At 68.5% G+C, this 23480-nt stretch carries 27 protein-coding genes and 1 tRNA gene; 11 read left to right on the top strand and 17 right to left on the bottom strand.

The window, feature by feature from the left end:
• The first annotated feature begins 36 nt into the window (after positions 1 to 36).
• Complete coding sequence (locus tag ACESK5_RS04580) at positions 37 to 306, top strand: hypothetical protein (protein WP_372910365.1); 270 nt, start codon at positions 37 to 39, stop codon at positions 304 to 306.
• 124 nt (positions 307 to 430) lie between these two features.
• Positions 431 to 1408 (top strand): nucleoside recognition protein, encoded by a 978-nt coding sequence (locus ACESK5_RS04575; RefSeq protein ID WP_372910374.1) that lies wholly within the window; start codon positions 431 to 433, stop codon positions 1406 to 1408.
• Between the two features lie 32 nt (positions 1409 to 1440).
• Here ACESK5_RS04575 and ACESK5_RS04570 read toward each other — a convergent pair whose 3' ends face one another.
• The 3 genes from ACESK5_RS04570 to ACESK5_RS04560 all read right to left on the bottom strand — a co-directional run bounded on the left by ACESK5_RS04570 (position 1441) and on the right by ACESK5_RS04560 (position 3313).
• Positions 1441 to 2172 carry a type I 3-dehydroquinate dehydratase gene (locus ACESK5_RS04570; RefSeq protein ID WP_372910364.1) on the bottom strand — a complete coding sequence of 244 codons (732 nt, stop codon included), beginning with the start codon at positions 2170 to 2172 and terminating at the stop codon, positions 1441 to 1443.
• A 67-nt stretch (positions 2173 to 2239) separates the two neighbouring features.
• Positions 2240 to 2776, bottom strand: coding sequence for an amino acid-binding protein (locus tag ACESK5_RS04565; RefSeq protein ID WP_372910363.1), 537 nt, complete (start codon positions 2774 to 2776; stop codon positions 2240 to 2242).
• Between the two features lie 216 nt (positions 2777 to 2992).
• Complete coding sequence (locus tag ACESK5_RS04560) at positions 2993 to 3313, bottom strand: tRNA-binding protein (RefSeq protein WP_372910362.1); 321 nt, start codon at positions 3311 to 3313, stop codon at positions 2993 to 2995.
• A gap of 71 nt (positions 3314 to 3384) precedes the next feature.
• On the opposite strand from ACESK5_RS04560, the gene ACESK5_RS04555 reads away from it, so the two are divergent.
• Positions 3385 to 3900: a gamma carbonic anhydrase family protein gene (locus ACESK5_RS04555; RefSeq protein WP_372910361.1), complete on the top strand. Its 516-nt coding sequence runs from the start codon at positions 3385 to 3387 to the stop codon at positions 3898 to 3900.
• A gap of 69 nt (positions 3901 to 3969) precedes the next feature.
• On the opposite strand, the gene ACESK5_RS04550 is transcribed toward ACESK5_RS04555, so the two are convergent.
• The gene (locus ACESK5_RS04550; protein WP_372910360.1) at positions 3970 to 4389 is read right to left on the bottom strand and encodes an RNA-binding domain-containing protein; all 420 of its coding nucleotides are present in this window, start codon (positions 4387 to 4389) and stop codon (positions 3970 to 3972) included.
• Positions 4386 to 4961, bottom strand: a complete 576-nt coding sequence (locus tag ACESK5_RS04545; protein WP_372910359.1) for an AAA family ATPase — start codon at positions 4959 to 4961, stop codon at positions 4386 to 4388. The genes ACESK5_RS04550 and ACESK5_RS04545 overlap by 4 nt, the downstream gene beginning before the upstream one ends.
• A 156-nt stretch (positions 4962 to 5117) precedes the next feature.
• Between ACESK5_RS04545 and ACESK5_RS04540 the strand changes: the two genes are divergently transcribed.
• Positions 5118 to 5498 carry a YccF domain-containing protein gene (locus ACESK5_RS04540; protein ID WP_372910358.1) on the top strand — a complete coding sequence of 127 codons (381 nt, stop codon included), beginning with the start codon at positions 5118 to 5120 and terminating at the stop codon, positions 5496 to 5498.
• 306 nt (positions 5499 to 5804) lie between these two features.
• Positions 5805 to 5909 (top strand) — tRNA-Arg (locus ACESK5_RS04535).
• Positions 5910 to 6336: 427 nt separating this feature from the next.
• On the opposite strand, the gene thsA is transcribed toward ACESK5_RS04535, so the two are convergent.
• From thsA to rio1, 5 genes are all read right to left on the bottom strand, one after another.
• On the bottom strand, positions 6337 to 7995 hold the full coding sequence (gene thsA / locus ACESK5_RS04530) for a thermosome subunit alpha (RefSeq protein WP_372910373.1): 1659 nt from the start codon (positions 7993 to 7995) through the stop codon (positions 6337 to 6339).
• Between the two features lie 124 nt (positions 7996 to 8119).
• Entirely contained in the window at positions 8120 to 8878 is a 759-nt protein-coding gene (locus tag ACESK5_RS04525) for an NAD(P)H-hydrate epimerase (RefSeq protein ID WP_372910357.1), read from the bottom strand.
• Between the two features lie 119 nt (positions 8879 to 8997).
• Positions 8998 to 9534 (bottom strand): KH domain-containing protein, encoded by a 537-nt coding sequence (locus ACESK5_RS04520; RefSeq protein WP_103427258.1) that lies wholly within the window; start codon positions 9532 to 9534, stop codon positions 8998 to 9000.
• A 25-nt stretch (positions 9535 to 9559) separates the two neighbouring features.
• Positions 9560 to 11515, bottom strand: a complete 1956-nt coding sequence (locus tag ACESK5_RS04515) for an ester cyclase (RefSeq protein ID WP_372910356.1) — start codon at positions 11513 to 11515, stop codon at positions 9560 to 9562.
• Positions 11516 to 11632: 117 nt separating this feature from the next.
• A complete protein-coding gene (gene rio1, locus ACESK5_RS04510) occupies positions 11633 to 12481 on the bottom strand; it encodes a serine/threonine-protein kinase Rio1 (protein WP_372910355.1) in 849 nt (282 codons plus the stop codon).
• A 575-nt stretch (positions 12482 to 13056) separates the two neighbouring features.
• On the opposite strand from rio1, the gene ACESK5_RS04505 reads away from it, so the two are divergent.
• Positions 13057 to 13575, top strand: a complete 519-nt coding sequence (locus tag ACESK5_RS04505; RefSeq protein WP_372910354.1) for a hypothetical protein — start codon at positions 13057 to 13059, stop codon at positions 13573 to 13575.
• Positions 13576 to 14035: 460 nt separating this feature from the next.
• Here ACESK5_RS04505 and eif1A read toward each other — a convergent pair whose 3' ends face one another.
• The 3 genes from eif1A to ACESK5_RS04490 form a co-directional block, all read right to left on the bottom strand.
• On the bottom strand, positions 14036 to 14326 hold the full coding sequence (gene eif1A / locus ACESK5_RS04500) for a translation initiation factor eIF-1A (RefSeq protein ID WP_372910353.1): 291 nt from the start codon (positions 14324 to 14326) through the stop codon (positions 14036 to 14038).
• A gap of 94 nt (positions 14327 to 14420) precedes the next feature.
• Positions 14421 to 15077 (bottom strand): type IV pilin, encoded by a 657-nt coding sequence (locus ACESK5_RS04495; RefSeq protein WP_372910352.1) that lies wholly within the window; start codon positions 15075 to 15077, stop codon positions 14421 to 14423.
• A gap of 70 nt (positions 15078 to 15147) precedes the next feature.
• Positions 15148 to 16128: a tyrosine--tRNA ligase gene (locus ACESK5_RS04490; protein WP_372910351.1), complete on the bottom strand. Its 981-nt coding sequence runs from the start codon at positions 16126 to 16128 to the stop codon at positions 15148 to 15150.
• A 118-nt stretch (positions 16129 to 16246) separates the two neighbouring features.
• Here ACESK5_RS04490 and ACESK5_RS04485 point away from each other — a divergent pair, with 118 nt between their 5' ends.
• From ACESK5_RS04485 to ACESK5_RS04470, 4 genes are all read left to right on the top strand, one after another.
• Positions 16247 to 16549: a PLDc N-terminal domain-containing protein gene (locus ACESK5_RS04485; RefSeq protein WP_372910350.1), complete on the top strand. Its 303-nt coding sequence runs from the start codon at positions 16247 to 16249 to the stop codon at positions 16547 to 16549.
• A gap of 121 nt (positions 16550 to 16670) precedes the next feature.
• Entirely contained in the window at positions 16671 to 17342 is a 672-nt protein-coding gene (locus ACESK5_RS04480; protein ID WP_372910349.1) for a bacterio-opsin activator domain-containing protein, read from the top strand.
• Between the two features lie 55 nt (positions 17343 to 17397).
• Positions 17398 to 17670 carry a HalOD1 output domain-containing protein gene (locus tag ACESK5_RS04475; RefSeq protein WP_372910348.1) on the top strand — a complete coding sequence of 91 codons (273 nt, stop codon included), beginning with the start codon at positions 17398 to 17400 and terminating at the stop codon, positions 17668 to 17670.
• Positions 17671 to 17695: 25 nt separating this feature from the next.
• On the top strand, positions 17696 to 18094 hold the full coding sequence (locus ACESK5_RS04470) for a response regulator (RefSeq protein ID WP_372910347.1): 399 nt from the start codon (positions 17696 to 17698) through the stop codon (positions 18092 to 18094).
• A gap of 71 nt (positions 18095 to 18165) precedes the next feature.
• On the opposite strand, the gene ACESK5_RS04465 is transcribed toward ACESK5_RS04470, so the two are convergent.
• Positions 18166 to 20145, bottom strand: a complete 1980-nt coding sequence (locus tag ACESK5_RS04465; RefSeq protein WP_372910346.1) for a DUF460 domain-containing protein — start codon at positions 20143 to 20145, stop codon at positions 18166 to 18168.
• A 131-nt stretch (positions 20146 to 20276) separates the two neighbouring features.
• Between ACESK5_RS04465 and ACESK5_RS04460 the strand changes: the two genes are divergently transcribed.
• Entirely contained in the window at positions 20277 to 20597 is a 321-nt protein-coding gene (locus ACESK5_RS04460; protein WP_372910344.1) for a winged helix-turn-helix transcriptional regulator, read from the top strand.
• Positions 20598 to 20650: 53 nt separating this feature from the next.
• On the opposite strand, the gene ACESK5_RS04455 is transcribed toward ACESK5_RS04460, so the two are convergent.
• From ACESK5_RS04455 to ACESK5_RS04445, 3 genes are all read right to left on the bottom strand, one after another.
• On the bottom strand, positions 20651 to 21520 hold the full coding sequence (locus ACESK5_RS04455; RefSeq protein ID WP_372910343.1) for a PhzF family phenazine biosynthesis protein: 870 nt from the start codon (positions 21518 to 21520) through the stop codon (positions 20651 to 20653).
• Between the two features lie 49 nt (positions 21521 to 21569).
• Complete coding sequence (rnz, locus tag ACESK5_RS04450; RefSeq protein WP_372910342.1) at positions 21570 to 22490, bottom strand: ribonuclease Z; 921 nt, start codon at positions 22488 to 22490, stop codon at positions 21570 to 21572.
• A gap of 92 nt (positions 22491 to 22582) precedes the next feature.
• Positions 22583 to 23479, bottom strand: a complete 897-nt coding sequence (locus ACESK5_RS04445; RefSeq protein WP_372910341.1) for a DUF6544 family protein — start codon at positions 23477 to 23479, stop codon at positions 22583 to 22585.
• Position 23480 lies beyond the last annotated feature (1 nt).

Here is a 23480-nt window from a genome sequence, read left to right as displayed (position 1 = left end):
GGACTCCTTTTGACACCGGTCTCCCTCCTACGTGTCATGACTGCGTTCTCCGTCCCCGGCCGTGACCGCCCGTACGTCGCCGCCCCCTTTCTCGGCATCCTCGTGACGCTCCCCGTCCAGCTGTTGGGCGACGCGCTGGGACTGGTGTCGGCGCAGACGGTCCTCGTCGCGCTCATCGTCGCCGGGGTGATCGGCGCCGCCTTCGGTACGCGGTACGCCGGTGCGACCGCTGCCGCCGCCTCACTGACCGCGTCGCTCGCAGCCGGCGGTGCCGTCATCGTCCTCATCGTCGCCGGGTCGCTCTGACGCAGTCGCTCGCCGTTCGCGGTCCACGCGCGCCGGGACCGCGACGGGCCGTCGCCCGGAGACGACCGACGCGCATTTTGCCGCGCACCCCCGAAACTCGGACGTGCTCTCGGCGTCGCCCGTCGTGCTCCAGGCGGACCTGCTGGTCGTCCTCGGAGACGTGTTGCCGCGCGTGGCACGCATCGCCGTCTTCATCGCCGTCGGGGTGTTCCTCGCGAACCTCGCCGTCGGCTTCGGCCTCGTCGAGCACGTCGCCGGCCTCTCGCGGTATCTGACCCGGCCGGCAAACCTCCCGGACGAGGTCGGCACGGCGATTCTCACCACCGCCGCCTCGACCACCGCCGGCTACGGGATGCTCGCGGAGTTCCGCGAGTCGGGCCTGCTCGACGACCGCGCGACGCTCGTCGCCGTCACCACCAACACGTTCTTCGGGTTCGTCCAGCACATCTTCACGTTCTACGTCCCCGTCCTCATCCCCATCCTGGGCCTCGAAGTCGGCGTGATGTACGTCGGAGCGCGGGCGCTGGTCGCACTCGGCATCACGCTCGCTGGTGTCGCCGCCGGCGCCCTGCTGCTCTCCCCGACGAACGTCGACCGGTCGACGACGGCGACCACCTCCACCGACGGCGGTGCCCCACACGACGACCTGGAGACGCGCCGCGACGTCGTCGAACACGCTTGGGACCGGACGCTCCCGAAACTCCGGCGCATCGTCCCCCGCCTCGTGGTGGTGTACACGCTCGTCGTCGTCCTCACCCGGACCTACGACCTCACCGCTCTCACGAACGTCGCGGACCCCCTCGCGGCCGTCGTGGGCCTGCCCGGTGCGGCCGTCCCGGTCATCGCCGTCTTCGCGCTCGACACCACGGCGGGCGCGGCGACCATCGCCCCGCTCGTCGGCGTCGAATTCACCCCGCGGCAGGCCGTGGCGACGATGCTCCTCGGCGGCATCGTCTCCTTCGCGGTGTCGACGTTCAAACGCTCCATCCCGTTCCAGTACGGCATCTGGGGCCCCTCCTTCGGGTCGAAGGTCGTCGCGGTCAACACCGCGTTCAAAGTCGTGTTCATCGGCCTCGCGGTGACGGCGTTGCTGGCGGTGTGATTGGCCTCGACACCGCGCCATCGCGCCCGAGGTCAGTCGACGACGCCGTTCGACGTGGCGGCGTCCTCGTCGGGGAAGTCGGCCCTGTGCCGGTCGGGCGACCCGAGCGTCTCTATCATCGTGGCCAGCGTCCGGATGGATAGCTGTCCCGGCGCGTACTCGCTGGTGTCCGACGCCAGCGGTGCGTAGCCGAGTCTGGACCCGTAGAGCGGTGCGACGACGCGCGTGTGACTGCCGACGCCACCCATCGCGATTCCGGCGACGCGCTTCCCGTCGCTCGTCGCGCGGTGGACCGCGTTGAGCATCCCGAGCGCGTCGCCGGTCGTCTCGGCCAGCGTCGCCACCTTCGCGACGTCGCCGTACCGGGCACACTCCTCGAAGATGGCGTCGAGCGAATCGGCGTCCGGGGTGCCGTCGAAGTCGTGGTGTGAGACGACGACGTCGACACCCCCGTCGCGGAACACCGGCACGACTTCGTCGCGCTCGCGGACCACCTCCAGTTCGACGTCGACCATCTCGACGCAGTCGAACTCGGCCGCGGTCGAGAGGTCGTCTACGCGTCCGGCCTCCGCCGCCTCTCCGCCGAACGCCCGTCCCCGGTTGGTCGCGAGCAGGGCCAGCTCGCCGTCGTACTCGGCCAGTTGTTCGAGCGGGTCCTCCGCCTTGTCCATCCGGAACTCGACGACGTCCGCGACGTCTCTGACTTCCGGCTCACGTGTCAAGTCGTTCGTCGTGGCCGCGAGCGTGAACCCGTCCGGTCTCATGGGACCACGGTACTCTATCCACCGATTAAAGTGGTTCGGAGCGGACGCACCCTCCCGACGACGCGTCTCAACTGTCACCCCCGGTGCCGCCGTCCAGTTCGATCAGCCGCAACCCCTCGTCGGCGGCGACGTCGCGGACGACTCCCATCGCCCGCTCCACTTCGCCCTTCGGCGTCGACCCCGTCAGCCGCACGCTGGAGACGTCTCGCGTCCCGTCCGGGGCGGACAGCGACAGTTTCGTTATCGGGACGTCGGACTCGGCCCGAATCCGTGTCACCGTCTCCGACAGTCCCGCCTCGACCAGGCGGCCGGAGAGGACGACCGTGAAGGACTCGCTGTACCGTTCCGTCTCCGCCTGCACGACGTCGATTCCCGCACCACGGAGGCCGGCCACGATGGCGACGAACTGGTCCGGCGTCGCCGCCACGTCGATTTCGACGGGGATTCGTCCTCGCGGTGTGACGTCCGCTCGCTCGTACCGTATCGACAGGAGGTCACCGCCGTCGTCCACGACCGGTTCGAGTGCCCGTAGCAGTTCTCCCGGTTCGTCGGCCAACTCCAGTCGGACCGTGTGTGCGTGCGGTTCGTCGCCGCCTCGGCTCATCGTCCGCCGGTCACGTCCGAGGCCCGAGTAACTGCTGGTTTCTCCCCCACTGTCTCCGCTGGCTCGCCGCCGGGTCGCGTGGGACGGCCTCGACTCCGCCTCTCGTCGGCTTCGACCGGGCGACGCCTGAGCCCGGTCCGATCAACGACACGGTACCGTTTCCCACTCTCAGCGAGCCCGCGACTGCGTTCCTCGGCGCTGGCTCGTGGTCGCGTCTCAGTACAGTTCGCCACCCAGTGGCACCGTCTCGTCCGGTGTCACCAGCACCGGCTTGCCGTCGTCGCCGGGGACGCCGACCGTCAGCGCCTCCGACTCGAATCCGGCGACGTTGACGACCCCGAGACCGACCGCACAGAGCACCTGCCGACCGACGAGTTCCTCGGGCGCGTGGTGGTAGCCGAGCTGTGCGGCCGACTGCACCACCCGGTCGCCGAGGTCGATTTCGAGCTTGAACAGTTCGGGCTTGCGCGCCTCGGGGAACGGCTCGGCCGACCGCACCTCGCCGACGACGACTGTCGTGTCGAACGGACTGGTCACGTCTTCGCCTCCCGCGCTCGGTGTATAAAACCGGAGTAAGATACTCAACCTTCCCCGTTCACACTACCGGCATGACAGACAGTCGACGCTACGAGTTCGAGGGGCGGACGCCGACCATCGCCGATTCGGCGAACGTCGCACGGGACGCGACGCTCGTCGGCGACGTCCGCGTCGGACCGGATTCGAGTATCTGGCCCGGCGTCGTCCTCCGTGGAGACATCGGTCCGGTCGTCGTCGGTGGCCAGTCACACGTCGGCGACAACGCCGTCCTCCACGCCGCCCGTCTCGGGGACCGTGTGATGGTCGGGCACGGTGCCGTGCTGAACGAGACGACCGTCGGCGACGGCTCGATGGTCGGGTTCAACTCCACCGTCTCCGACACCCACATCGGCGAGGGGAGCATCGTCGCCGTCGGCACCGTCATCCCCGAGGGTCTCGACGTCCCCGACCACTCGTTCGCCCGCGGCGCGCCCGCGACAGTGACGCCGCTCTCGGAGACGACGTTCGACGTCGAGGAGGCGTTCGAGGCGTACTCCTCGGGCGACTACTCGGACCTCGCGAACCGTCACACGGACCTGTTCGAGTAGCGCCCAGCGCCCACTGGTCGAGCAGCGGACGGGTCGGCTGGCGCAGTCGTCACGCCGCCGGGTGGGCCCCTACTCGTCGGGGAGAACCGGCTTCCCGTCCTCCGTCGGCGGCGCAATCGAGTCGATGTACGCCTCGACGGAGGGTGACCGCACCGTGACCTGTACCTCGATGTCGCCGAGTTCGTCGGGGTTCCCCACGGAGAAGTTGACGACGCCTTCGAACGCCGCCTGTTTCTTCAGCGCGAAGGAGAAGCCCTCGTCGTCGGCGCGCCGGAAGAACTCCCGTCGCGCCGAGTCGAGTATCTCCTGCTCGTGGAGGCGTTCGGAGAAGCGCTCCATCGAGTGCGTCTCGGCGACGACCTGTCCCCGCTCGTGCATCAGGTCGGCGTTCGGGAAGAGGTTCGCCATGGCGTCGGCGACACGGTCTTTCACCTCGGTGTCGCGAACCGGGGCGACGATGCGTGCGTCGATGCTGTACACGTCCGTCATCGGTGTTCCTCCGTCTCGGTGTTCGTCTCGGGAGCGGACACGTCGAGGACGCGGCGGACCCGCCGTCGGAATGCCTCCAGCGAGTCGGTGTTGTTGATGACGACGTCCGCGCGGTCCATCGCCTCGTCCATCCCGAACTCGAGTTCGCGCCGTTCACGCTCCAGCAGCGCGTCGCGGTCCTCGTCGGTCAGGTCGCGACCCCGCTCGGCCAGTCGCTCGGCGCGCACCTCGAACGGTGCCTCGACGCTCACGAGCGTGAAGTCGTCGCCGAACCGCTCCTCGAACGCGTCCACCTCGACGCCCGACCGGAGGCCGTCGACGACCACCGTCTCGTTCGTCTCGAGGTGGTCTTCGACCATCGGGAGCGACCGTTCGGCGATGGCCGCGGGACCGTTCTCCTCGCGGAGCGCCCGCGCGACGGTCCCGTGCTCCTCGGGCGGGAGCCCCCGCGCTTCGGTTTCGGCCCGGACGACGTCACCCATCGTGACCACGGGGATGCCTGCCCGCTCCGCGACGGCCGCGGCCTCGCCCTTGCCGCTGCCGGGGAGGCCGACGGTCCCGATAACTCTCATGTGGGTCCGTATCCGCCCATCTCATTTCACTCCGTCGGGTCGTCTCCGGCGGCCCGCGTGTCGTTCTCGTCTCGACCTCTCCCGCGTTCGAGACGGTTTCGAGGCGCTGGACGCGCCGAGCGTCACTTTTTGTCCTTCGACCGCCTACTCCCGGTCATGCCGCAACGGTCCCTCCTGATCCGCGCGCTGTGGTTCGTCGTCGTCGGCTGGTGGGCGACGCCGGCCGTCGTCAACGTCGCGTGGTTCCTCACCGCCACCGTCGTTGGCGCCCCACTCGGTATCAAACTCGTCAACCTCGTCCCCACGGTGCTCACCCTCCGCGAACCGCGGTCGGTCGTTGACCCCGAGTCGCCGGGGCGGGGCCAGCGCTCGCTCCTCGTCCGAGCGGTGTACTTCGTTCTCGTCGGCTGGTGGCTCTCGTGGCTCTGGGCGAACGTCGCGGCGTTCCTCGCGGTGACCATCGTCGGGTTGCCGGTGGCGCTGTGGATGTTCAACCGGTTGCCGTACGTGACTTCGCTGTACCGGTTCGACGGCTAGTCGGGCGGGCACTCGCCGTCTCCTCGTCCGTGGCCGAGTCGCGGTTGAGACAGTGGTGACAGCGACGAGTCGGCGTCGCCAGGGCGGTGTGACCACCCCCTCCCCAGCCGATTCGCTCTCTCTCTCTCGCGTTCGCTCGGTCGGTCGCTCCCCCCTCGCGTGGGGTCGCCCGATCGGGACCTGCGGTCTCGCTGGCTCCCGTTCGGTTCCCTCACGGAACCGGCCCGGAGTCGCGACCATCGCGCCGACCGGGAGCCGAGTGAAATCAGTACTCCTTTTGTGTCACCGTCGTCTTCTCTCGAACGAGGGCACGTAGCTCAGCCTGGATTAGAGCGTCGGACTTCTATCCCCGTCGGTGCTCCGTCGGGGGAAGTCATCCGATGGTCGTGGGTTCAAATCCCATCGTGCTCGTTCGGACTCGCTTCGCTCGTCTTCACTCGCACGATGTAGTCCCACTCGCTGCGCTCGCGGGACTCCCATCGTGCTCGTCACTTCGCGGGGACAGACAGTGAACCGTGAGTGACGAGTCCACGCGGGGTTTGAATCAGGATGCGGGAAGTGAGCGAACGGGAGCGACCGAGGTTCGAATTACGTCGTGCTCGCTTCTGCGAGGAACGAGCGTGACGAGCGGAGCGAGCGCAGACTCGACCTACGCGAGACGAGCGCTGACGCTGCTGCTCGGCGTCGAAAAGAACGGAGAAGGTCGGATCGGTCGAGCGACGATACGAGACGGTGCAGCAGGTCGGAGGATGGGGGTGGGCGTATCTGTTCAGACAGCGCCACCCTCGCGGGTCGCGTGTGCTCCCCGCTCGGTAACGAGGTTCCTTCGGAACCTCGCTTACATCGCGCCGCCCATACCGCCCATACCGCCCATGCCGCCCATGCCGCCGCCCATGCCACCGCCGCCCGGCGGCATCTCGTCGTCGCCGTCGTCGTCGGTGGAGCCACCCTTGAGGTCGCCCGCTGCGATGACGTCGTCGATGCGGAGGATCATGACGGCCGCCTCGGTGGCGCTCTCGATAGCCTGCGTCTTGACGCGGAGCGGCTCGACGACACCCTCTTCTTCCATATCGATGATGTCGCCGGAGTAGGCGTCGAGACCCGCCGCGAACTGGCCGCTGTCGTGCTTCTGGCGCAGGTCGACCAGCGAGTCGATGGGGTCGAGGCCGGCGTTCTCGGCGAGCGTCCGGGGCACGACGTCGAGCGCGTCGGCGAACGCCTCGATGGCGAGCTGTTCGCGGCCGCCGACGGAGCCAGCGAAGTCACGGAGCTGCAGGGAGAGTTCCGTCTCGGGCGCGCCGCCGCCGGGCAGGACCTGGCCGTCTTCGAGGGTCGTGCGGACGACGCCGAGGGCGTCCTCGACGGCGCGCTCGACCTCGTCGACGACGTGCTCGGTGCCGCCGCGGAGGACCAGCGTCACGGACTTCGCGTCCTCGACGTCTTCGACGAAGAGGCGCTCGTCGCCACCGATGTCCTTCTGGGCGACGGAGCCAGCGAAGCCGATGTCCTCGGCGTCGAGGTCGTCGACGCTGCCGACGACCTTCCCGCCCGTCGAGCGGGCGATGCGCTTGAGGTCGGAGTCCTTCACGCGACGGGCGGCGATGATGCCGGCCTTCGCGAGGTAGTGCTGGGCCATGTCGTCGATGCCGTCACCGACGAAGACGACGTCGACGTCGGCGTCGACGAGCTTGTCGACCATCTCCTTCAGCTCCTCCTCCTCGCGGTCGAGGAACTGCTGAAGCTGGTCGGGGTCGGTGACGTTGACCTCGGCGTCGATTTCCGTCTCGCGCACCTCGAGGGCACCGTCGATGACCGCGACGTTGGCGTCCTCGACCATGTAGGGCATGTTCTCGTCGACGCGCTCCTTGTCGACGACGACGCCCTCGATGAGTTCGGAGTTGTCGATGGAGCCACCGACGACCTTCTCGACGCTGACGTTGTCCGTGTCGATGCCGTCCTCGTCCTGGACTGCGAGGACCGCGTCGACGACGAGTTCGGCGAGGAGGTCCTTCGCGGACTCCGCGCCCTTGCCCGTCATCGCCGTGGAGGCGATTTTCACGAGCGTCTCGCGGTCGTCGGCGGAGACGTCGATGGCGTTGTCCTCCAGCACTTCCTTGGCCTTCTCGGCGGCCTGTCGGAAGCCCTGCGCGATGGTGGTCGCGTGGACGTCCTGGTCGATGAGTTCCTCGGCCTGGTCGAGGAGTTCACCCGCGATGACGACGGCCGTCGTCGTGCCGTCGCCGACCTCGTCCTCCTGGGTCTCCGAAACCTCGACGATCATGTTGGCCGCGGGGTGGTCGATGTCCATCTCCTTGAGGATGGTGACGCCGTCGTTCGTGACGACGACCCCGCCCGAGGAGTCGACGAGCATCTTGTCCATCCCTTTCGGGCCGAGCGTCGTCCGTACGGACTCGGCCACGGCCTTCCCGGCCGTGATGTTCATCGACTGCGCGTCCTTCCCCTGTGTGCGCTGGGAATCCTCGCCGAGAATGATCATCGGCTGTCCCTGCTGCATTCGCTGACTCATAGTACACCAGCGGATTGTTTGTGATTCTATATAAAAGCTTCGCTACCGGTTCGAACGAATCGCCACACGGAGACGGGGTATGTCACGTTAACTGCTAGCACGATTCTCCGCGTTTATATACTGATATCCCGCCGGCGTCCGGGGAATCCGGGCGAAGCCGAACCCGTACGTCGCCCGAGAACGGCTGGTCGTACTCGACACCCGCGCGGCGGTAGACCTCTGCCGGGATGCCGATGTCCGCGAGCCACAGTTCCCGCTCGGCCGCCGTGGCTCCGAGTCCCGTCTTCGGGAGGGCGAGCGTCAGTACGACGTCGGCGTCGACTGCCACGCCCGGCGTCGCGTCGACACCGGACGGCACGTCGAGCGAGAGGACCGGTGTCGACGCCGCGTTGGCCGCTTCGACGAGGTCACGCGCCCGTCCCCGGAGTGCCCCGTCGAGGCCGTAGCCGACGAGCGCGTCGACGACGAGACCAGCCTCGTCGAGCGCCGCACGCCCGTGGTCTCTCTCCCGGAGGGCGGCGTCCGTCCCCTGCAGGACCCGGTACTGGGTCGCTGCCGCGCCGGTCAGTTCCGTGCCCGCGCGGTCGAGCACCACCTGGACGTCCCACCCGTGGTTCGAGAGGTCTCGCGCCGCACAGAGCCCCCCGCCGCCGTTCCCACCGTCGCTCGCGAGCACGACGACCGTGTCGTCCGTCCGTTCCCGGGCGAGTCCGGCGAGCGTCCGACCGGCGTTCTCCATCATCTGCAGGAGTTCGGGACCGACCTCTTCGACGACGATTCGATCGACCGCCCGCATCTCGCCCGTGGTCACCGCCGGCACTGGCTGTCCGCGGTCCGTGAGGAAGAACGGCATGGGACGTCCCGTCGCGTGCCGCGAGCGTCAACGTACCGCCCGAGAGACGGTTCCGTGTGCGACGTGGCGGACGCCCACCTGCGGAGAACAGTCCCGCGCAGGGAGACGACCGCGGACGTTCACGACTTGACGTCGAACCCGCGCGTGAGTTCGTTATGTTTCCGTTCGAGGAACGAGTAGACGGCCCCGTGGGGGGCGCCGTCGAGAATCATCTTCGTGGCCCGGCGGACGGCCTCGACCTCTTCGGGCTGGCCGATGACGCCCAGGGTCGAGCCGTAGATGACGACTTCGGCGCCGGTGAGTTCCTCCATCAGTTCTCTGGTCCTCCCGTTCTCGCCGATGAGCCGTCCCTTCTGGCGCTGGAGGTCGTTCTTGTTCCGGGTGTACTCCGCGAGGTCGATGAGTTCGAACATCCGCAGGTCGTCGTCGAGGAGCGACAGCGCGGCGTCGGGTTTGAACCCTCGCCCCACGGCGCGGACGATGTCGGGTGCCACCATCCCCGAGACGGGGTCGCCGACGGAGTCGACGGCGACGCTGCCGCTCTCGGAGTCGATGTCGAGACGGACCTCCGCGCGACGCTCGATCTCGCGCATCGTCTCGCCTCCCTCACCGATGAGAACTCCGATGCGGTCCTGCGGCACCTTCACGTGCTGCATGCCCCGACGTACCCGACGGAGCGGTTTAAGGGTTCCTTCGTCGGTCTCCCGGTTCCTCGTCGACCGCCCGCTCGTCACGACGTCGGGCCGAGAGCGGTCGGGCCGACAACTGGTCGCGGAGCCACCGCTGGCTGTCCAGCATCCCCGTCGCCGTGATGCGTCCCTCGGACACCTCGTGGACGAAGACCCAGTGGGCTTCGACGCGCCGACCGCTCGGTTCGACGCCCGCGAACGGCCGCCGGTGTGTCCCGGTCATCGCCGCCCGGACGACCACCCGGTTCCCCTCTGCGACCACGTCCCGGACGCTGACCCGGAGGTCGGGGAAGGCCTCCCGGTACGACTGAATCACCGCGACGTACGCGTCGCGCCCCTCGACGTCGTCGACCGTCCCGTGGAAGACGTGCGACCGGTCGACGAGCAGTCGTGCCAGCGCGGCCGGTCGGTCGTGTTCGTGGCCCCAGAGCCGTTCCGCGTGGGCGACAGCGAGTCGCCGCGCCTCGGCCGCCCCACCCACGTCGGCGACGACCGGTGTCACCACCGTCTGCAGCACCGGCGGGTCGTCGGTCCTCCGCGTCGCCGCGGTGAGACCGACGTCGTCGACGGAGAGCCACGTCTCGGCGACGGCCGCCCCGCCGTCCGTCTCGGCGATGCGGGCGACTTCGACGCCGCGGAACGTGACCACCTCGTCCGAGGGGGCGACGCCGAAGCAGCGGCCGACGTGTCGGCCCCGCGCCGTCCAGGTCAGCGCCACCCGGTCGCGCTCGGCCACGCTGGTCTCGACGCGGAGTTCGAACCCTTCGAACGCGCCCCTGACCCGCTCGGCGTACGTCCCGTACGCTGCCGGGCCCGTTCGCTCCTCGGCGCCGACTGCGTGGAGTTCGAAGTCGTCGGTGAGGTAGGCGCTCGCAGCGGGGTTGTCGGTGTTCCACGTCGCGTCGACGACGCCGCGGACGAGTCGTCGGTTCCGCTCCGCGTCGAGGAAGTCGGTGGCCGCTCGCCGCCCCTCCGCTCGTAGTTCCGCGACGAACGCCGGTCGGCAGTCGAGTTTCGAGGCTGGCGTCAACGGGGTCGTGAGTCGGTCCTCGTCGAGTCCGACGGCACGGACGGCGACCTGCCGGTACGGCCCGGAGAGCGTGCCCGCCGCGACCCACTCGTTGACCCGCCTAATGAACGCCAGCTCCTGGTTGACCGAGAGGTTCCCGCTCAACTCGTTCCGCCGGTCGGCGATGGCCCCGAGGTCGGTCGGCACCGACTCCCGGTGCTGTGGGTTGATACGGACCAGCCATATCTCCTCGGGCTTCCGGTCCACGTCGACCCCCGCCAGGAGGTCGTGAACGGGCGGGTTCTGCGAGAACAGTCCGTCCCAGTACCGTCGCTCTCTGCCGTCGTCGTCGACGGTCACTGCCCGGAACACGGTCGGGACGGCGGCCGACGCCAGCACCGCGTCGATAGTCACGTCCCGCTCGGTGAACGTCCGGAACGTCCCCCGTTCGACGTCGACGGCACCGAGATGAAGCGTCGGCGCCGTCTCGGGCAGCGTCGCGACGACGTGTGCCAGTTCGTCCGGTGGGACCGCCCGTTCGAGCGCCCGCCGGAGATACCGCGTGGTCCACGCCGACACGCCCGACGCGTAGGGACTCACGGCCGGCAGCGCGACTCCGCTGTCGCGTGCGTCCGCCCACCACACACCGAGTCGGTTGGTCGCCGCGACGACCGGGCCGGTCGCCGCGATGTCGTCCCACACCTGCGCGAGGAGCGCCCGCGCCCGTTCGCGTCCGGCTTCCTCGTCCCGTTCGCTCACCAGGCCGTACCACGCGAGGAACGCGCAGATTCCGCCGCCGGACGTCCCGGTCAGCGCGACGATTTCGTACGCCGGCTCCGACTCGGCCAGCAGGCGGTCGAGGACGCCTGCGGTGAACGCGGTGTGGCTCCCACCCCCCTGACAGGCGACGGCGACGCGCCTGCGTGTCCCTTCTGTCATCTCGGGGTCCATACGGCGCTCCGCGGCATAGCCCTATCTGCCGTCGGAGCCGCCCGTCCCGTCGACTCCCTCCCCTTCCAGCGGTCGTCGAACCGGAACCGGACCACCCCGGGGCCGTTACTCCCCGACGACGTACTCGTACAGGTCGTCGGGACTCGTCTCGAGTCCCTGTCGGGTGAAGAAGTTCGCCACGTTCCGGCAGTCGCGTCTGAGGAACTCGTCGGCGTTGCGGTGGTGGACGGTCACGGCCTGTCCGAGGTCGATGACCACCAGCTCCCCGTCGTGGATGATGAGGTTGTACTCGGAGAGGTCGCCGTGGACCAGTCCCGCGTCGTAGAGCCGTCGCATGTACTCCCGGACGACGTCGAACGCCGTCTCGGGGTTCTCGACCCGCACCTCTGCGAGGCGGCGCGCGCGCTCCTCGACGAGCCCGACCAGCTCCATCGCGAGGACGTTCCGTTCGACGGCGATGGGTTCGGGCACGCGGACGCCGGCCTTCCGGGCGCGTTCGAGGTTCGCGAACTCCTTTCGGGTCCACGCGAGGACGATTTTCGACTTGTCGTTCCCGATGCCCTCGAACCGCGGGTCGCCGTCGAGGTACTCGCGCATGTGCTGGAAGTCCGAGGCGTTGATGCGGTAAATCTTCACCGCGATGTCGCCGTCTGTCCCCAGCGCCTCGTAGACGTTCGCTTCCTTGCCCGTCGAGATGGGCCCGCCGAAGGCCTCGATGTGGCCGTCCTGGACGAGTTTGTAGATGGCGGCGAAGGTGGCGTCGTCGAACACCGACTGCTCCACCTTGAACTGGTCTGCGTCCTTCAGCCGCTTGCGGAACTCGTCGAACTCGCGGTCCCGTTTCCGGGCGATGCGGTCGGCCTCGGTGTCGGAGACGTCGATTTCCTCCCACTCGTCGCCGAAGGCCTCCCCCTCACCTTCCTCGGGTTCGATCAGGCCGAACTCCTCTGTCATCTAGCCTCGACATACGGGGAGGAGCGTGAAAAGGGTGGGTATCGGTTGCGTGAGCGACGGCCGTGTCGAGCGACCAGTCGCTGCTGTCGCCGCCCGGCCTTCGGCAGTCGAGAGACCGCTCTCTCTTCGGTCTGCGTGTCCGCTCACGCTCTCACTCTCGTTCATCTCGTCCCGTCGGTGAGTGGCACGTCGTCTCGGACGGGAGGCCGCAGACGAATTCGCCCCCGCCGCGTCGATTTCGGAGCGTGAAACGGTCCAGAAACGGCGTGCAACAGTCGTGAAACGGAGTGAGACTGTCCGAACAGTCACTGGTCTTCAACCCCGTCCGAGGACGTGACGCTCACGAGCGATGACAATCACTCTACCGACACACGAGCGCACCCCGCGCCTCCCCGGACGGCCCCGCCCGACACGAGGGACCGACCTCCGTCGAACGTTCGGTCAGCAGCGACTCGACCGACGTCACGACCACCCGGCAGCGACCCAGCGCGGCGTCGGGGGGACCGCGTGACGGTCACTCCCGCTTCGACGGAACGCCCTCGACGACGTGACTCCCGGCGGCTACGGGGACGGACATGACACGCCCAGGTCCGCCGAAGACGGGGTCGAACCCCACCACTCGGCCCGTGCGACCGGAGGCGGGCGCGTACAGACGGCTCCCCGAGCTCGTCGACATCGAGGGCGACTCGTACGTCTTCCTCGCACTGCTCGAACGCCTCTCCCCCGGCGACACCTCGGTCTGGTTGCTGCAGACGTTCCGGGTCGACCCGAACGACGGCGGCGCCGACGAACTGGTCGTCAGCGTCTCCGAGCGGTGTCGCGCCGACGCCCGGGCGGACCCAGTCGCGTTCGACGACCAGTACACGCTGGAAGTGCGCTTCGACGGTGTCAGCCCGCCGCTCCGGCCCAACTCGGTCGGCGACGCACTCGCGAGTCAGTACGTCGTCTGTGAGGGCTGTCGACAGCACTCGTCGGCCCGCATCCTCGACGACGAAGTCGCACTCTTCACACCCGACCGGTGGTGTGAGTGTGAGGCCGGGAACCTCTCCGGGGAGTGCGCGTCGCCGACGCCGGAACGGACTCGCGTCGACTAGGCACTCTCGTCGTCCCCGCCCATCCGGACCGCTCAGTTCCCGTGTCCGCCCCCGACGAGTCCCAGACGGGCACCGCTCCTCGATTCGACCGAGTAGCTCCCGCACTCCGGACAGACGTGATGCTCGAACGGGTACGGCACCTCGCACACGATACACGCGTACGGGTAGTCGGCCGGTCGTCTGTGCCTCTCTGCACGCTCCGACAGCCGTCCCACGGCCCGCTGGAGACGCTCCACGATGCCAGCCATCACCATGATTGGTCCAGACACGCTAATGGTTTAACATTACGTATTTCCTCTGATAAGTGACGGTCTCGAACGGTGCCGTGCTTCGGCCCACCCGATGGGCTCCGTAGCTTCGGAGGGTCCACGCGACTCGGGTCGCCCGTCCGCACGAGCGCAGGGTGACGGTACACCGGCCGCTCTCTCCCCGTTCGCGCCCCGTCGAAAATCACCGGCAGTTACTGGATGTGGCCTTCCTCGCGCAACTGGTCCGCCTCGCTCTTCTCGTAGCGCCAGGAGATGTCGGCTTTCTCGTCCTGCCAGTCCCACGGCTCGACGAGTACGACGTCGTCCTCGCGGATCCAGATACGCTTCTGCATCCGGCCCGGGATGCGGGCGGTGCGCTCGACGCCGTCGGCGCAACGGACCTTCACGCGATTGGCACCCAACATGTCCGTCACGACGGCGAACACCTCGTCGTCGTCGGGCATCCGGAGGTCACGTCGCGTCTCGTCTCCGTCTTTCGCCATATCCCGGCGTTGGTGAGCATCCGGTTTAAAGCCGCCGTTCGTCCGTCCGCGAGGCTACCGACGGTTTTCGTTTCGGTCGGAACTGGCTCGGACTTCAGCCGTTCTCGTACGGGTTGGCGTTCGAGTTCCCGAAGTAGCGTACCTGCACGAGCGACACCTCGTCGACGTACAGTGTCCCGGCGGTGGTCCCGCTCGGGTCACGGAACGCCCACACCTCGGCCTCCACCACGCCCGAGTCGTCCGGGATGTCGGTCAGGACACAGCGTTCCTCGTAGGCGGTCCACGTCACCCGGAAAGTGTCCTTGTCGACGATGGCCCCGCTCGCGTCGTAGTATTGGACACCCACGTACGCGGGTGCGCCTGATGGGTCGTCGACCATCGTGTACGCACACATCCGATAGGTGGTGCCGTCGTCGATCTCGTCGGTGACGTTCTGGCCGGTGAACTCCGCCGACTCGTTCATCTTCAGGGCGGATGAACCGAACCGGGCGTTCCTCGCGACGATGTGTGCGTCGCTCTCTAGGTACGGCGGGACAGGACCGTCGCCCTTCTGCCAGACGCCGTTGTCGCCGCTCTCGAACCCCTCGTTGAACAGCAGTTCGCCGGTCACCGGCACCGGGCGCTCGTTGGTTTGTCGGGCTTGCGTGGTGATCTCCTCGGCCGTGACGAATATCACTCCCGACAATATCACGACGACCGCGACCATGAGGAGGGCCGCGATGACCGGTGAGGTGCCCTTGTCGGTGTCCATACGACCCAGTCTACTCACTCCGATAATAACCGACAGGTTAGAGTATCAGATGTGATGTCGAACGGCGAAATCAGAGCAACTCGCGACCGGGCGCGACGAGTTCGTCGAGGGACGCCGCCAGCGCACTCTTGGCGTCGGCCGGGTGGAGTTCGCCCGACTCGAGGTCCGCCGCCAGCGCCTCGTAGCGCTCGTACTCGAGGTCACCGCCGTACTTCTCGGGTCGTTCCACGACCACCTCCTCGAAGCGGGGGAAGACGTGGTACTGGAATATCTGCAGGACGGGGTTCTCCCGCTCGTTCCCCTCGTCGTCCGGTTCGGGGTCGGCCGTCGGCGGGCAGTACGCGCTGTTGACCTTCTCCGCGAGGTCCTCCGTGGAGTCTTCCATCGAGATGGTGACGCCCTCCGAGGACGACATCTTCCCGACGCCGGTCGTGAGGTCCGCGAGGATGGGCGTGTGTAGCGCCGGGCGCGACTCGTACCCTACCGAGGGGAGTTCCTCGCGGGCGAGCATGTGGACCTTCCGCTGGTCGAGGCCGCCGACGGCCAGGTCGAGGTCGAGGTACTCGATGTCGAGCGCCTGCATCAGCGGGTAGACCATCTGCGACACCTTCGCGTGCTCGCCCCGCTGAATCTCGGCCATCGCCCGCTGTGCCCGTGCGACGGTCGTCTCCAGTTCCAGCGCGTGCAGGTCGAGGACGTACTCCTCGTCGAGCTGGTACTCCGACCCCAGCACGAACTCCGTCCTCTCCTCGTCGAGTCCGTACGCGATGAACTGCTGTTTCATCCGGTCGGCCGTCTCGCGTATCTCCGCGAACGTCCCCTTGTCGTTGAGGTACGCGTGGACGTCCGCCAGCAGGATGACGACCTCGAACCCCGCCTCCTGGAGGTCGATGAGCTTGTTCGCCGTCAGCATGTGGCCGATGTGGAGGACGCCGGAGGGCTCGTACCCGACGTACGCCCGCTTCCCCTGTGGGTCCTCACTCAGCGCGCGTACCTCCTCCTCGGTGACCACCTCGGACGTGTTCCGGGTGATCCGTTCGTAGGCGTCCATACGCGTGGGGAAACGACGATGCGGGATATGACTTCTGGAAGCGCCCGCCTCGCCTCGCTCGCCGCGTGACCGGGACCGACAGCCTGATTCGCGCTCCCTCGTACCTACTCACGAGACGATGGCATCGCTCCGCTCGCCCCTGGCCCTGTTCGTCGGCTTCTTCGTCTTCGTCAGCATCCCGCTCGTCGCGATGTGGCTCGCCGTCGGGGACCTGTCCATCCTCGCGCCCCTCCTCGGCTTCATGCTCTACTTCCTCGTCTTCCACGTCGCACTCCCCGGCTGGGTCTACCTCGACGCGCGGAGCGCCGGAAACGGCAACGCCGTCGCGTGGACCGCCGTCACGTTCCTCGTACCGGTCGTGGGCGCGCTGGTCTACCTGCTCCTCGTCCGTGTGCGTCGCGACGCGACGTCGACCGAGTGAGGGTCGTCCGCGACTCCGTCACCGTGACGCGCCCTCTCTCGGTCGCGTGCCACCGTGTGTACGGGAGACTGGCACCACGCTTTTCGGCCGTCGACCTGTTGGTAGACCGGGTGCTACGGAGATGGCTCACATCGCGGAGTTCACACTGTCCGTTCGAGCCTTCCCGGGTGGGCACACGCTGTCGGCCGAGGAGCTAGACGTCCGCGTCGAAGTCGAGCGATTCATCCCGTCGGGCGAATCTCTCATGCCGTTCTTCTGGGTGTGGGGAGACGACGTCGACGCCTTCTTGGACGCAACCGAACGGGACGAGTCCCTCTCGGACGTCACCGTCCTCCACCGCGTCGAGAACGGCGCACTGTACCGCGCGACGTGGGCCCACGACGGCGACGTCGTCGAGGTGCTCAGGTCGCTCGACGCGACCATCCTCGACGCCGTCGGCACCAGTGCTTCGTGGTTCGTCCGACTCCGTGCGCAGACGTACCAGCCGTTCGCCTCGTTCCACGACGCGTTCGAGGCGGAGGGTGCGGACGTCGAACTGGAGAAGCTCTACGAACTCCCGGCCGACTCGGAGGGCCACTACTACCGGCTGACGCCCGACCAGCGAGAGACCATCGTCACGGCGTACGAGGACGGGTACTTCGACGAACCGCGCGGGACGACTCAGCAGGAGCTCGGAGCGAAGTTCGACGTCTCCGGGCGGGCCATCTCGACGCGGCTCCGGCGTGGATTGAAGTCGCTCGTCGCCAACACGCTCCTGACCTCGACTGGCTCTCAGGGACCGGGATCGAGATAAACCGCTTCGCCACCGAAGCCACAGGTTCTGGCGTGTGGACGTCATACCGTCTCCGATGGCTCTTCCCTCCATATGCACGTTCGACTGGACCGAGTCGGACTCCGTCTGGCGAGCGGTCGTCGAGGCTGTCGCCCGGACTGCCGACACGACCCCGTTCGCGCTGCCGCCGGTCTCGACTGTGATCGACCCCGACGCCCTCGACACGCTACTGCGCCGTCCCGACGACGACGGGTGTCGCACTCGCCAGCTCACTCTCTGTTTCGTCTTCGCCGGCTACTGGGTCCTCCTCTCGTCCAGTGGTCGGGGGTACTTGTATGACTCGGCGTAACGAGTCGGTCCGACCGACTGGTGGTGTGACCGTCCTCTGTGTCGACAACGACCCGTTGGTCTGTGAGTATCTCGAGACGCTCCTGTCCCGTTCCTCGTCGGTCGACACCGTTCGGACAGCGACCACGGCTCGAACCGCGGTCTCGTGGTTCGACGACGGCGGTCTCGACGCTGTCGCCTGCGTCGTCGCCGAGTACCACCTCCACAGCGGTGGTCTCCGGTTTCTCCGAGCCGTCCGTGCCCGCTCTGCGACGGTCCCGTTCGTCCTCTTCACGACCGGCGTGTCAGATGCCGTCGAGCGGACAGTCCTCGCCACCGGGGTGACCGCAGTCGTCCGAAAGTCCCCGTCCCACGGCGGTATCGACGCCCTGACGGACCGGGTCGAGCGTGCCGTCTCCCCGCCGCCGTCGTCAACAGACTCGTGACTCTCGGCTCGGCCGACGGTCGTCGCACGTCGGCCGTCGTCCGGCGGGCGAGCTCGCGTCTGCCCCGTGACTCACTCCCGACCCTCCGCCCGCGACTCCGCGCGGTGCTCGGAGATGATCTGGTCGACCATGCTCTCTTTCTGCTCTTTCCGTCGCTCCTCCGCGCGGTCCTCCCAGTCGGCGATAGCCGCCTCGACCGCCGACTCGCGGGCGACGGCGAGTTCGTCCACCTCCTGGACGGTCACGTCCTCGGCGGGCGCGACGGGGACTCCGTTCTCGAACAGCACCTGGTCGGCCACCTCCGAGAGGCCGCCGCGACGGATGACGACTCGCGGCTCGAGGTCGACCAGCCGTTCGGCCGTCGACCGCCCCGCCCCCGAGGCGTCACGGAGGTAGACGACGTCGCCCGTGGCGATGCCGTACTGCTCGACCGTCCGCTCGATGGCGTCGCGGGTGAACTGCTCGACCACCTTCACGGGGACGAGGTTCTTCTCGGTGTTGACGTCCGCGAAGTTCGAGTGGTCCAGCTTCCACAGCGCCTTCAGCCGCTCGAGCTTCCGGTCGAGTTCCTCCGACCGCTCGCGCTCCTGGGAGAGTTCGCGCTCCAGACGGCTCTTCTCGCGCTCCAGCCGGGAGACCTCCTGGCGCTCGCGCGCCTTCCGTCGTTCCTCCCGCCGTGCCTCCGACAGTTCCTCGCGGTACTCCTCGATGGTCGACTCCTTCTCCGCGAGCGTCTCCTCGAGCTCTTCGACCTGCGATTCGAGCCGGTTCGCGCGGTCCCGGAGCCGCCGTAGCTCCTTCTCCTCCTCGGTGAGTTCGCGCTCTTCGTGCTCGTGGGTCTCTTCGTCCTCCGTCTCCTCTTCGGCGAGGTCTCGCAGGACGCTCTCGACCGACTCCTCGTTCCCGAGCACGCGGGAGATGACGACGCCGCGCTCGACGTCCGGTGGAACCTTCCGAGAGATACGCTCGAACTGCTCGGCGTGGTCGTCGAGCGCGAACAGCGCCGCCGCCAGCGCGTCCCGTTCGTGGTCGTTGTCGTACTCGGCATCCCGCGTCCGGTGGAGTTTCTCGTCGACCGGGAGGTCCGTCGGCGGCGTCCAGCCGGCGGCGTCGAAGCTCCGGCGGAACTTCTCGACCGTTTCGGGCATCGGCGTCACGTCCGCCGCCACCAGCAGGGGTCGGCCGCGCTCGATGAGCCACTCGATGACGCCCGCGGTGTCCTCCGTGCGCGTGGAGAAGACGTCGAGCACGGAGCCGTCCAACCCCACGACGGCGGCCGCCGTCGTCGTCCCCGGGTCGATGCCGACGATGACGTGGTCGCGTCGCTTCACGAGGGGTTCGAACTCGATGCCGTCGCGGCGCTCCCGTTCGACCTCGACCCGGGTGTCGCCGGAGCGCCGCGAGGAGACCGGGATGTCCTCGGGCGGGGCCTCGACGGTGAAGACGGCGCTGGAGTAGCCGCCGTACTTCTCGGTGACGTCGCGGTCGTACGCGAGGCCGGCCTCCTTCAGCTTCGACTCGACCTGCCGGGCGGTCCGCTTCACCGACCCGTGGATACGTCGCGTGTAGCGGTCGGCGCTCCACCCACCCTTTCCGGTGGAGCGTCCCCGCGAGACCTTCACCGTCGTGGTGTTCTCGAACGCCGACACCTCGTAGCCGACGTTCGCGGCTGCGAGTCTGGCCGCGGCCTCGGCCTCCTTCATCGGCTTCTTCCCGTACGGGACGCCGTGTCTCGACGCCACCCGCGAGAGGGGTTCGGGCCGCTCGGCACCGGTCACCTGCACGAGCTTCGTCTCCGCGGGCAGCGCGCGCAGGAACCGCACCAGGTCGTCCTTGTCGGCCGCGAGCTCGTACATGTTGTCGGTGGCGACGATGGCGGGGGTCTCCCGCTCGACGAGTCGCCGGAGCTTGCGGTGCGACACGACATCGCGGTCGACTCGCTCGCCGTCGAAGGCGACGACAGCGTACGACGGCGCATCCCCCCGGACGTCGCCGCTCTGGATGTCGACGCCGAACACGAGCGAGTCGAGCGCGCTCGTCCGGTCGTTCACACCGGCGGTAGGGACGGTGCGGATATATACTCCACGCCGGAACGAGGTACCCGTCCCGCCGTTTTCACTTCCAAAACCGAAGTTTCTATAGTGCCGACTTCGAAGTCGACGACGAATCGGGAGCCCCTCACATGACGACGTGTTCACGAAGCCGCTGTGTCTGCCCGGACACCGACCTGATGGACGTCCTCGCGAGCAGGTACACGATGCAACTGGTCTGTATCGTCGACGCCCACGGCACTGTCCGGTTCTCCGAACTCGAATCACACCTGCCCGACGCGAGCACCTCGACGCTATCGACCCGCCTGCGCGCCCTCGTCGACCGGGGCATCCTCGCCCGGGAGCAGTACGACGAGGTGCCGCCGCGCGTCGAGTACGAACTCACCCGCGACGGACGCAGTCTCGCCCGGCGAACCCGCTCGCTGCTCTCGTGGGTCGACCGCAACTCCTGACTCCCTCGACTGCGGTGTCGTCGCCCGGCGTCCCCGTCTCTCCGCGCTGCCGCTCAGCGGAGTGTCCCCGACCCCACGGGGACCACGCGGCCGCCCACCTCGACGGTGACCGTCTCGCCCGCGTCGTGGGCGTCGAGGAAGAGCAACGACGGCCGGCCCATCTCGTACCCCTGCTCGACGCGGACAGAGACGTCGCCGTCGTCGCGGTGTCGGGCGAGGTACGCCGCCAGACAGCCGTTCGAACTGCCCGTCGCCGGGTCCTCAGGGACGTCGTAGTACGGCGCGAACACCCGACACGCGAGGTCGTTCTCCGGGTTCCGCGGGTCGGGACAGAACGCCAGCACGTTCTTCGCGTCCCGCTCTGCGACGAACGAGTCGTAGGCCGCTCGGTCGACGTCGACGTCGGTCAGGGCCGCACGGTCACGGAGCGGCACGACGACCGTCGGGAGGCCAGTCGACACCTCCTGTACGGGGCGGTCGTGGTCCAGCGAGTCGACGGGTAATCCGAGGACGGCGGCCGCGTCCTCGTGGCTCCGCCGCGCTCCGAACGTCGGCGTTCGTTGCCGCATCCAGAGCGTCTCCGTCCCGTCGGTCGAGCGGGAGTCGACCGGAATCTCGCCGACGGGCAGGTCGAGGGTGACGTCCTCGACTCCCGTCCGGTCGCGGACGACCCAGGCCGTCCCCAGCGTCGGGTGGCCGGCGAACGGAATCTCCTCGCGGGGCGTGAAGATGCGCGTGTGGAACGCGTCTCCCGTTCCCCGGGTGAGCGAGACGAACGTCGTCTCGGAGAAGCCGAACTCGGCCGCCAGCGCCTGCATCTCCTCGTCGGTCAGCGACGCGGGGTCTTCGACCACGGCGAGCTGGTTCCCGGCGTACCGTTCGGTCGCGAACACGTCGACGAGGTGGAACTCGTTGGAGGGCACGTCAGCGACCCACGGGAGGGGGCGTAAAGAGCCTGACTGAGCCGTGGTTTCACTCCTCTGGGTACGGTACCTCGAGTTCGAGGCCGTCGTGGGCGACGAGCGACTCGCCGTCGAACGCCCGTGCGGCCTCCGTGGCGATTTCGGACGCGTCGCCCGCGTAGCGCGACGAGATGTGCGTCAGTGCGAGCCGTTTCACCCCCGCGCGCTGGGCGAGTTCCCCTGCCTCCCGAGCCGTCGTGTGGCCGGTCGACCGCGCTCGGCCGGCCTCGTCGCTCGCGAACGTCGCTTCGTGGATCAGGAGGTCTGCGCCCCGGGCGACCGCTTCGGTCGCCTGTACGGGGCGCGTGTCGCCCGTGTACACCAGCGTTCGCCCGGGGCGGGGGTCACCGACGACCTGTTCGGGTTCGACGACGCGGCCGTCGTCGAGTTCGACCGACTCGCCGCGGTGGAGTCGTCCGAACTTCGGCCCGACGGGTACTCCCAGTTCCTCGGCGCGTTCCCGGTCGAACCGGCCCCGACGGTCGTCCTCGACGAGCGCCCAGCCGACCGACCGCGTGCGGTGTTCCGTCTCGAAGGCCCGCACCTCGAAGTCCTCGCCGTCGAGCGCCACGGCTCCGGGCGACACCTCGTTCACCCGGATGGGGAAGCCGGGCTGGTGCCCCCCCGCGTGCAGGAGCGACTCGACGTGCCCTCGCGACCCCGGCGGCGCGTGGATCGCGAGCGGTTCCTCGCGGTCGTTGAAGTCCCACGTCTGCACCAGTCCGGGAATCCCGAGGACGTGGTCGCCGTGGAGGTGGGTGACGAACAGGTGCGAGACGGAGAAGCCGGTCCCGAAGCGCATCATCTGCCGCTGTGTCCCCTCGCCGCAGTCGAAGAGGTAGCGCTCGCCCTCTCGGTTACACAGGAGTGCGGAGGGGGCCCGTTCGGTCGTCGGCACGGCCCCGCTGGTCCCGAGGAAGGTCACGCGCATCGACATTCGTCTCCCGTTCGTCGCGGCGGCGGTAAACGGCTGTCGAATCGTCGGCCCGGTTCACCACTGCCCGGCGTCGCCGACCCCACGCGCTACTGCCGGGCGTCGACGTCCATCACCCGCCCGCGCCAGGCGTGGAAGTCGCCCTCGGGGAGGTGCCACACCACCTCGCCCGTCGTCGGGACGTACGCGCCCGCTCGCTCCTCGTACTCGCGCCACAGTCCCGTCCACGGCGTCGCCTCGAAGCCGCCGTCGACGGCCCGGTATCGACGCTCCGTGTGGACCCGCTCGACGACCGTCCCGCGGCCGTCTCGCTCGGCGTGGTTTCGCATCTCCTCCTCGGCGAAGTGGAACGTCAACGACGCCGTCGTCTCCCCACACCTGAGGGTCGCCCGGGCGGTCAGGTCGTCGACCCCTTCCCACGACACGCCGTTCTCGGGGAGGAGCGCCGCCGGGTACCAGACCGCCTCCGCGAGGTACCGCTGGAGGGCGGCCTCGTTCAGTTCGGGACGGCCCGTCGCCCCGCCGAGCGGCCACGCGCCGAACAGCGTGACGCGCGAGGACCCCTCGTCCTCGACGAACGCGTCGCGGACTCGCACCGGGACGCGTAGAGGGAGCGTAACCGTCGCGTCCCAGACGAACCCTGGCGGCTCCACGGCCGCGTGGTGGGTCGCTCCGAACGGCCGCCACGGGCTCTCGCGGCCGCCCACCCGGAGCGTCCCCTCCTGTTCGACGCGGACCGAACGCGTCCGTCGCGCGTCGTCGGAGAGCACGGTGGTGAGGTAGCGCCGGACCGGATCCGGGAGGTCCGTCCGGTCGTCCTCCCGCCCCCGTTCGCTCGTTTCCGTCGTCCCTGTGAGCAGTCGGTCGACGACCCGTTCGATCGCTCGCCTCTCCCGCCGTCGACCCAGCACGACGAACGCCAGCGCGCCGCCGACGGCTGCGGCTGCCAGCGAGGCACGCGGGACCCCTCGGTCGAACGTCTCCATG

Source organism: Salinigranum sp. (assembly GCF_041641895.1).
GTDB lineage: Archaea > Halobacteriota > Halobacteria > Halobacteriales > Haloferacaceae > Salinigranum.
This window is presented reverse-complemented; position numbering and strand designations above follow the sequence as displayed.

Excerpts from the sequence above, each read along its gene's own strand:
- ACESK5_RS04580 (WP_372910365.1), top strand. The coding sequence starts at position 37 with ATGACTGCGTTCTCCGTCCCCGGCCGTGACCGCCCGTACGTCGCCGCC.
- ACESK5_RS04570 (WP_372910364.1), bottom strand. The coding sequence starts at position 2,172 with ATGAGACCGGACGGGTTCACGCTCGCGGCCACGACGAACGACTTGACA.
- ACESK5_RS04565 (WP_372910363.1), bottom strand. The coding sequence starts at position 2,776 with ATGAGCCGAGGCGGCGACGAACCGCACGCACACACGGTCCGACTGGAG.
- ACESK5_RS04555 (WP_372910361.1), top strand. The coding sequence starts at position 3,385 with ATGACAGACAGTCGACGCTACGAGTTCGAGGGGCGGACGCCGACCATC.
- ACESK5_RS04550 (WP_372910360.1), bottom strand. The coding sequence starts at position 4,389 with ATGACGGACGTGTACAGCATCGACGCACGCATCGTCGCCCCGGTTCGC.
- ACESK5_RS04545 (WP_372910359.1), bottom strand. The coding sequence starts at position 4,961 with ATGAGAGTTATCGGGACCGTCGGCCTCCCCGGCAGCGGCAAGGGCGAG.
- ACESK5_RS04540 (WP_372910358.1), top strand. The coding sequence starts at position 5,118 with ATGCCGCAACGGTCCCTCCTGATCCGCGCGCTGTGGTTCGTCGTCGTC.
- thsA (WP_372910373.1), bottom strand. The coding sequence starts at position 7,995 with ATGATCATTCTCGGCGAGGATTCCCAGCGCACACAGGGGAAGGACGCG.
- ACESK5_RS04525 (WP_372910357.1), bottom strand. The coding sequence starts at position 8,878 with ATGCCGTTCTTCCTCACGGACCGCGGACAGCCAGTGCCGGCGGTGACC.
- ACESK5_RS04520 (WP_103427258.1), bottom strand. The coding sequence starts at position 9,534 with ATGCAGCACGTGAAGGTGCCGCAGGACCGCATCGGAGTTCTCATCGGT.
- ACESK5_RS04515 (WP_372910356.1), bottom strand. The coding sequence starts at position 11,515 with ATGACAGAAGGGACACGCAGGCGCGTCGCCGTCGCCTGTCAGGGGGGT.
- rio1 (WP_372910355.1), bottom strand. The coding sequence starts at position 12,481 with ATGACAGAGGAGTTCGGCCTGATCGAACCCGAGGAAGGTGAGGGGGAG.
- ACESK5_RS04505 (WP_372910354.1), top strand. The coding sequence starts at position 13,057 with ATGACACGCCCAGGTCCGCCGAAGACGGGGTCGAACCCCACCACTCGG.
- eif1A (WP_372910353.1), bottom strand. The coding sequence starts at position 14,326 with ATGGCGAAAGACGGAGACGAGACGCGACGTGACCTCCGGATGCCCGAC.
- ACESK5_RS04495 (WP_372910352.1), bottom strand. The coding sequence starts at position 15,077 with ATGGACACCGACAAGGGCACCTCACCGGTCATCGCGGCCCTCCTCATG.
- ACESK5_RS04490 (WP_372910351.1), bottom strand. The coding sequence starts at position 16,128 with ATGGACGCCTACGAACGGATCACCCGGAACACGTCCGAGGTGGTCACC.
- ACESK5_RS04485 (WP_372910350.1), top strand. The coding sequence starts at position 16,247 with ATGGCATCGCTCCGCTCGCCCCTGGCCCTGTTCGTCGGCTTCTTCGTC.
- ACESK5_RS04480 (WP_372910349.1), top strand. The coding sequence starts at position 16,671 with ATGGCTCACATCGCGGAGTTCACACTGTCCGTTCGAGCCTTCCCGGGT.
- ACESK5_RS04475 (WP_372910348.1), top strand. The coding sequence starts at position 17,398 with ATGGCTCTTCCCTCCATATGCACGTTCGACTGGACCGAGTCGGACTCC.
- ACESK5_RS04460 (WP_372910344.1), top strand. The coding sequence starts at position 20,277 with ATGACGACGTGTTCACGAAGCCGCTGTGTCTGCCCGGACACCGACCTG.
- rnz (WP_372910342.1), bottom strand. The coding sequence starts at position 22,490 with ATGCGCGTGACCTTCCTCGGGACCAGCGGGGCCGTGCCGACGACCGAA.
- ACESK5_RS04445 (WP_372910341.1), bottom strand. The coding sequence starts at position 23,479 with ATGGAGACGTTCGACCGAGGGGTCCCGCGTGCCTCGCTGGCAGCCGCA.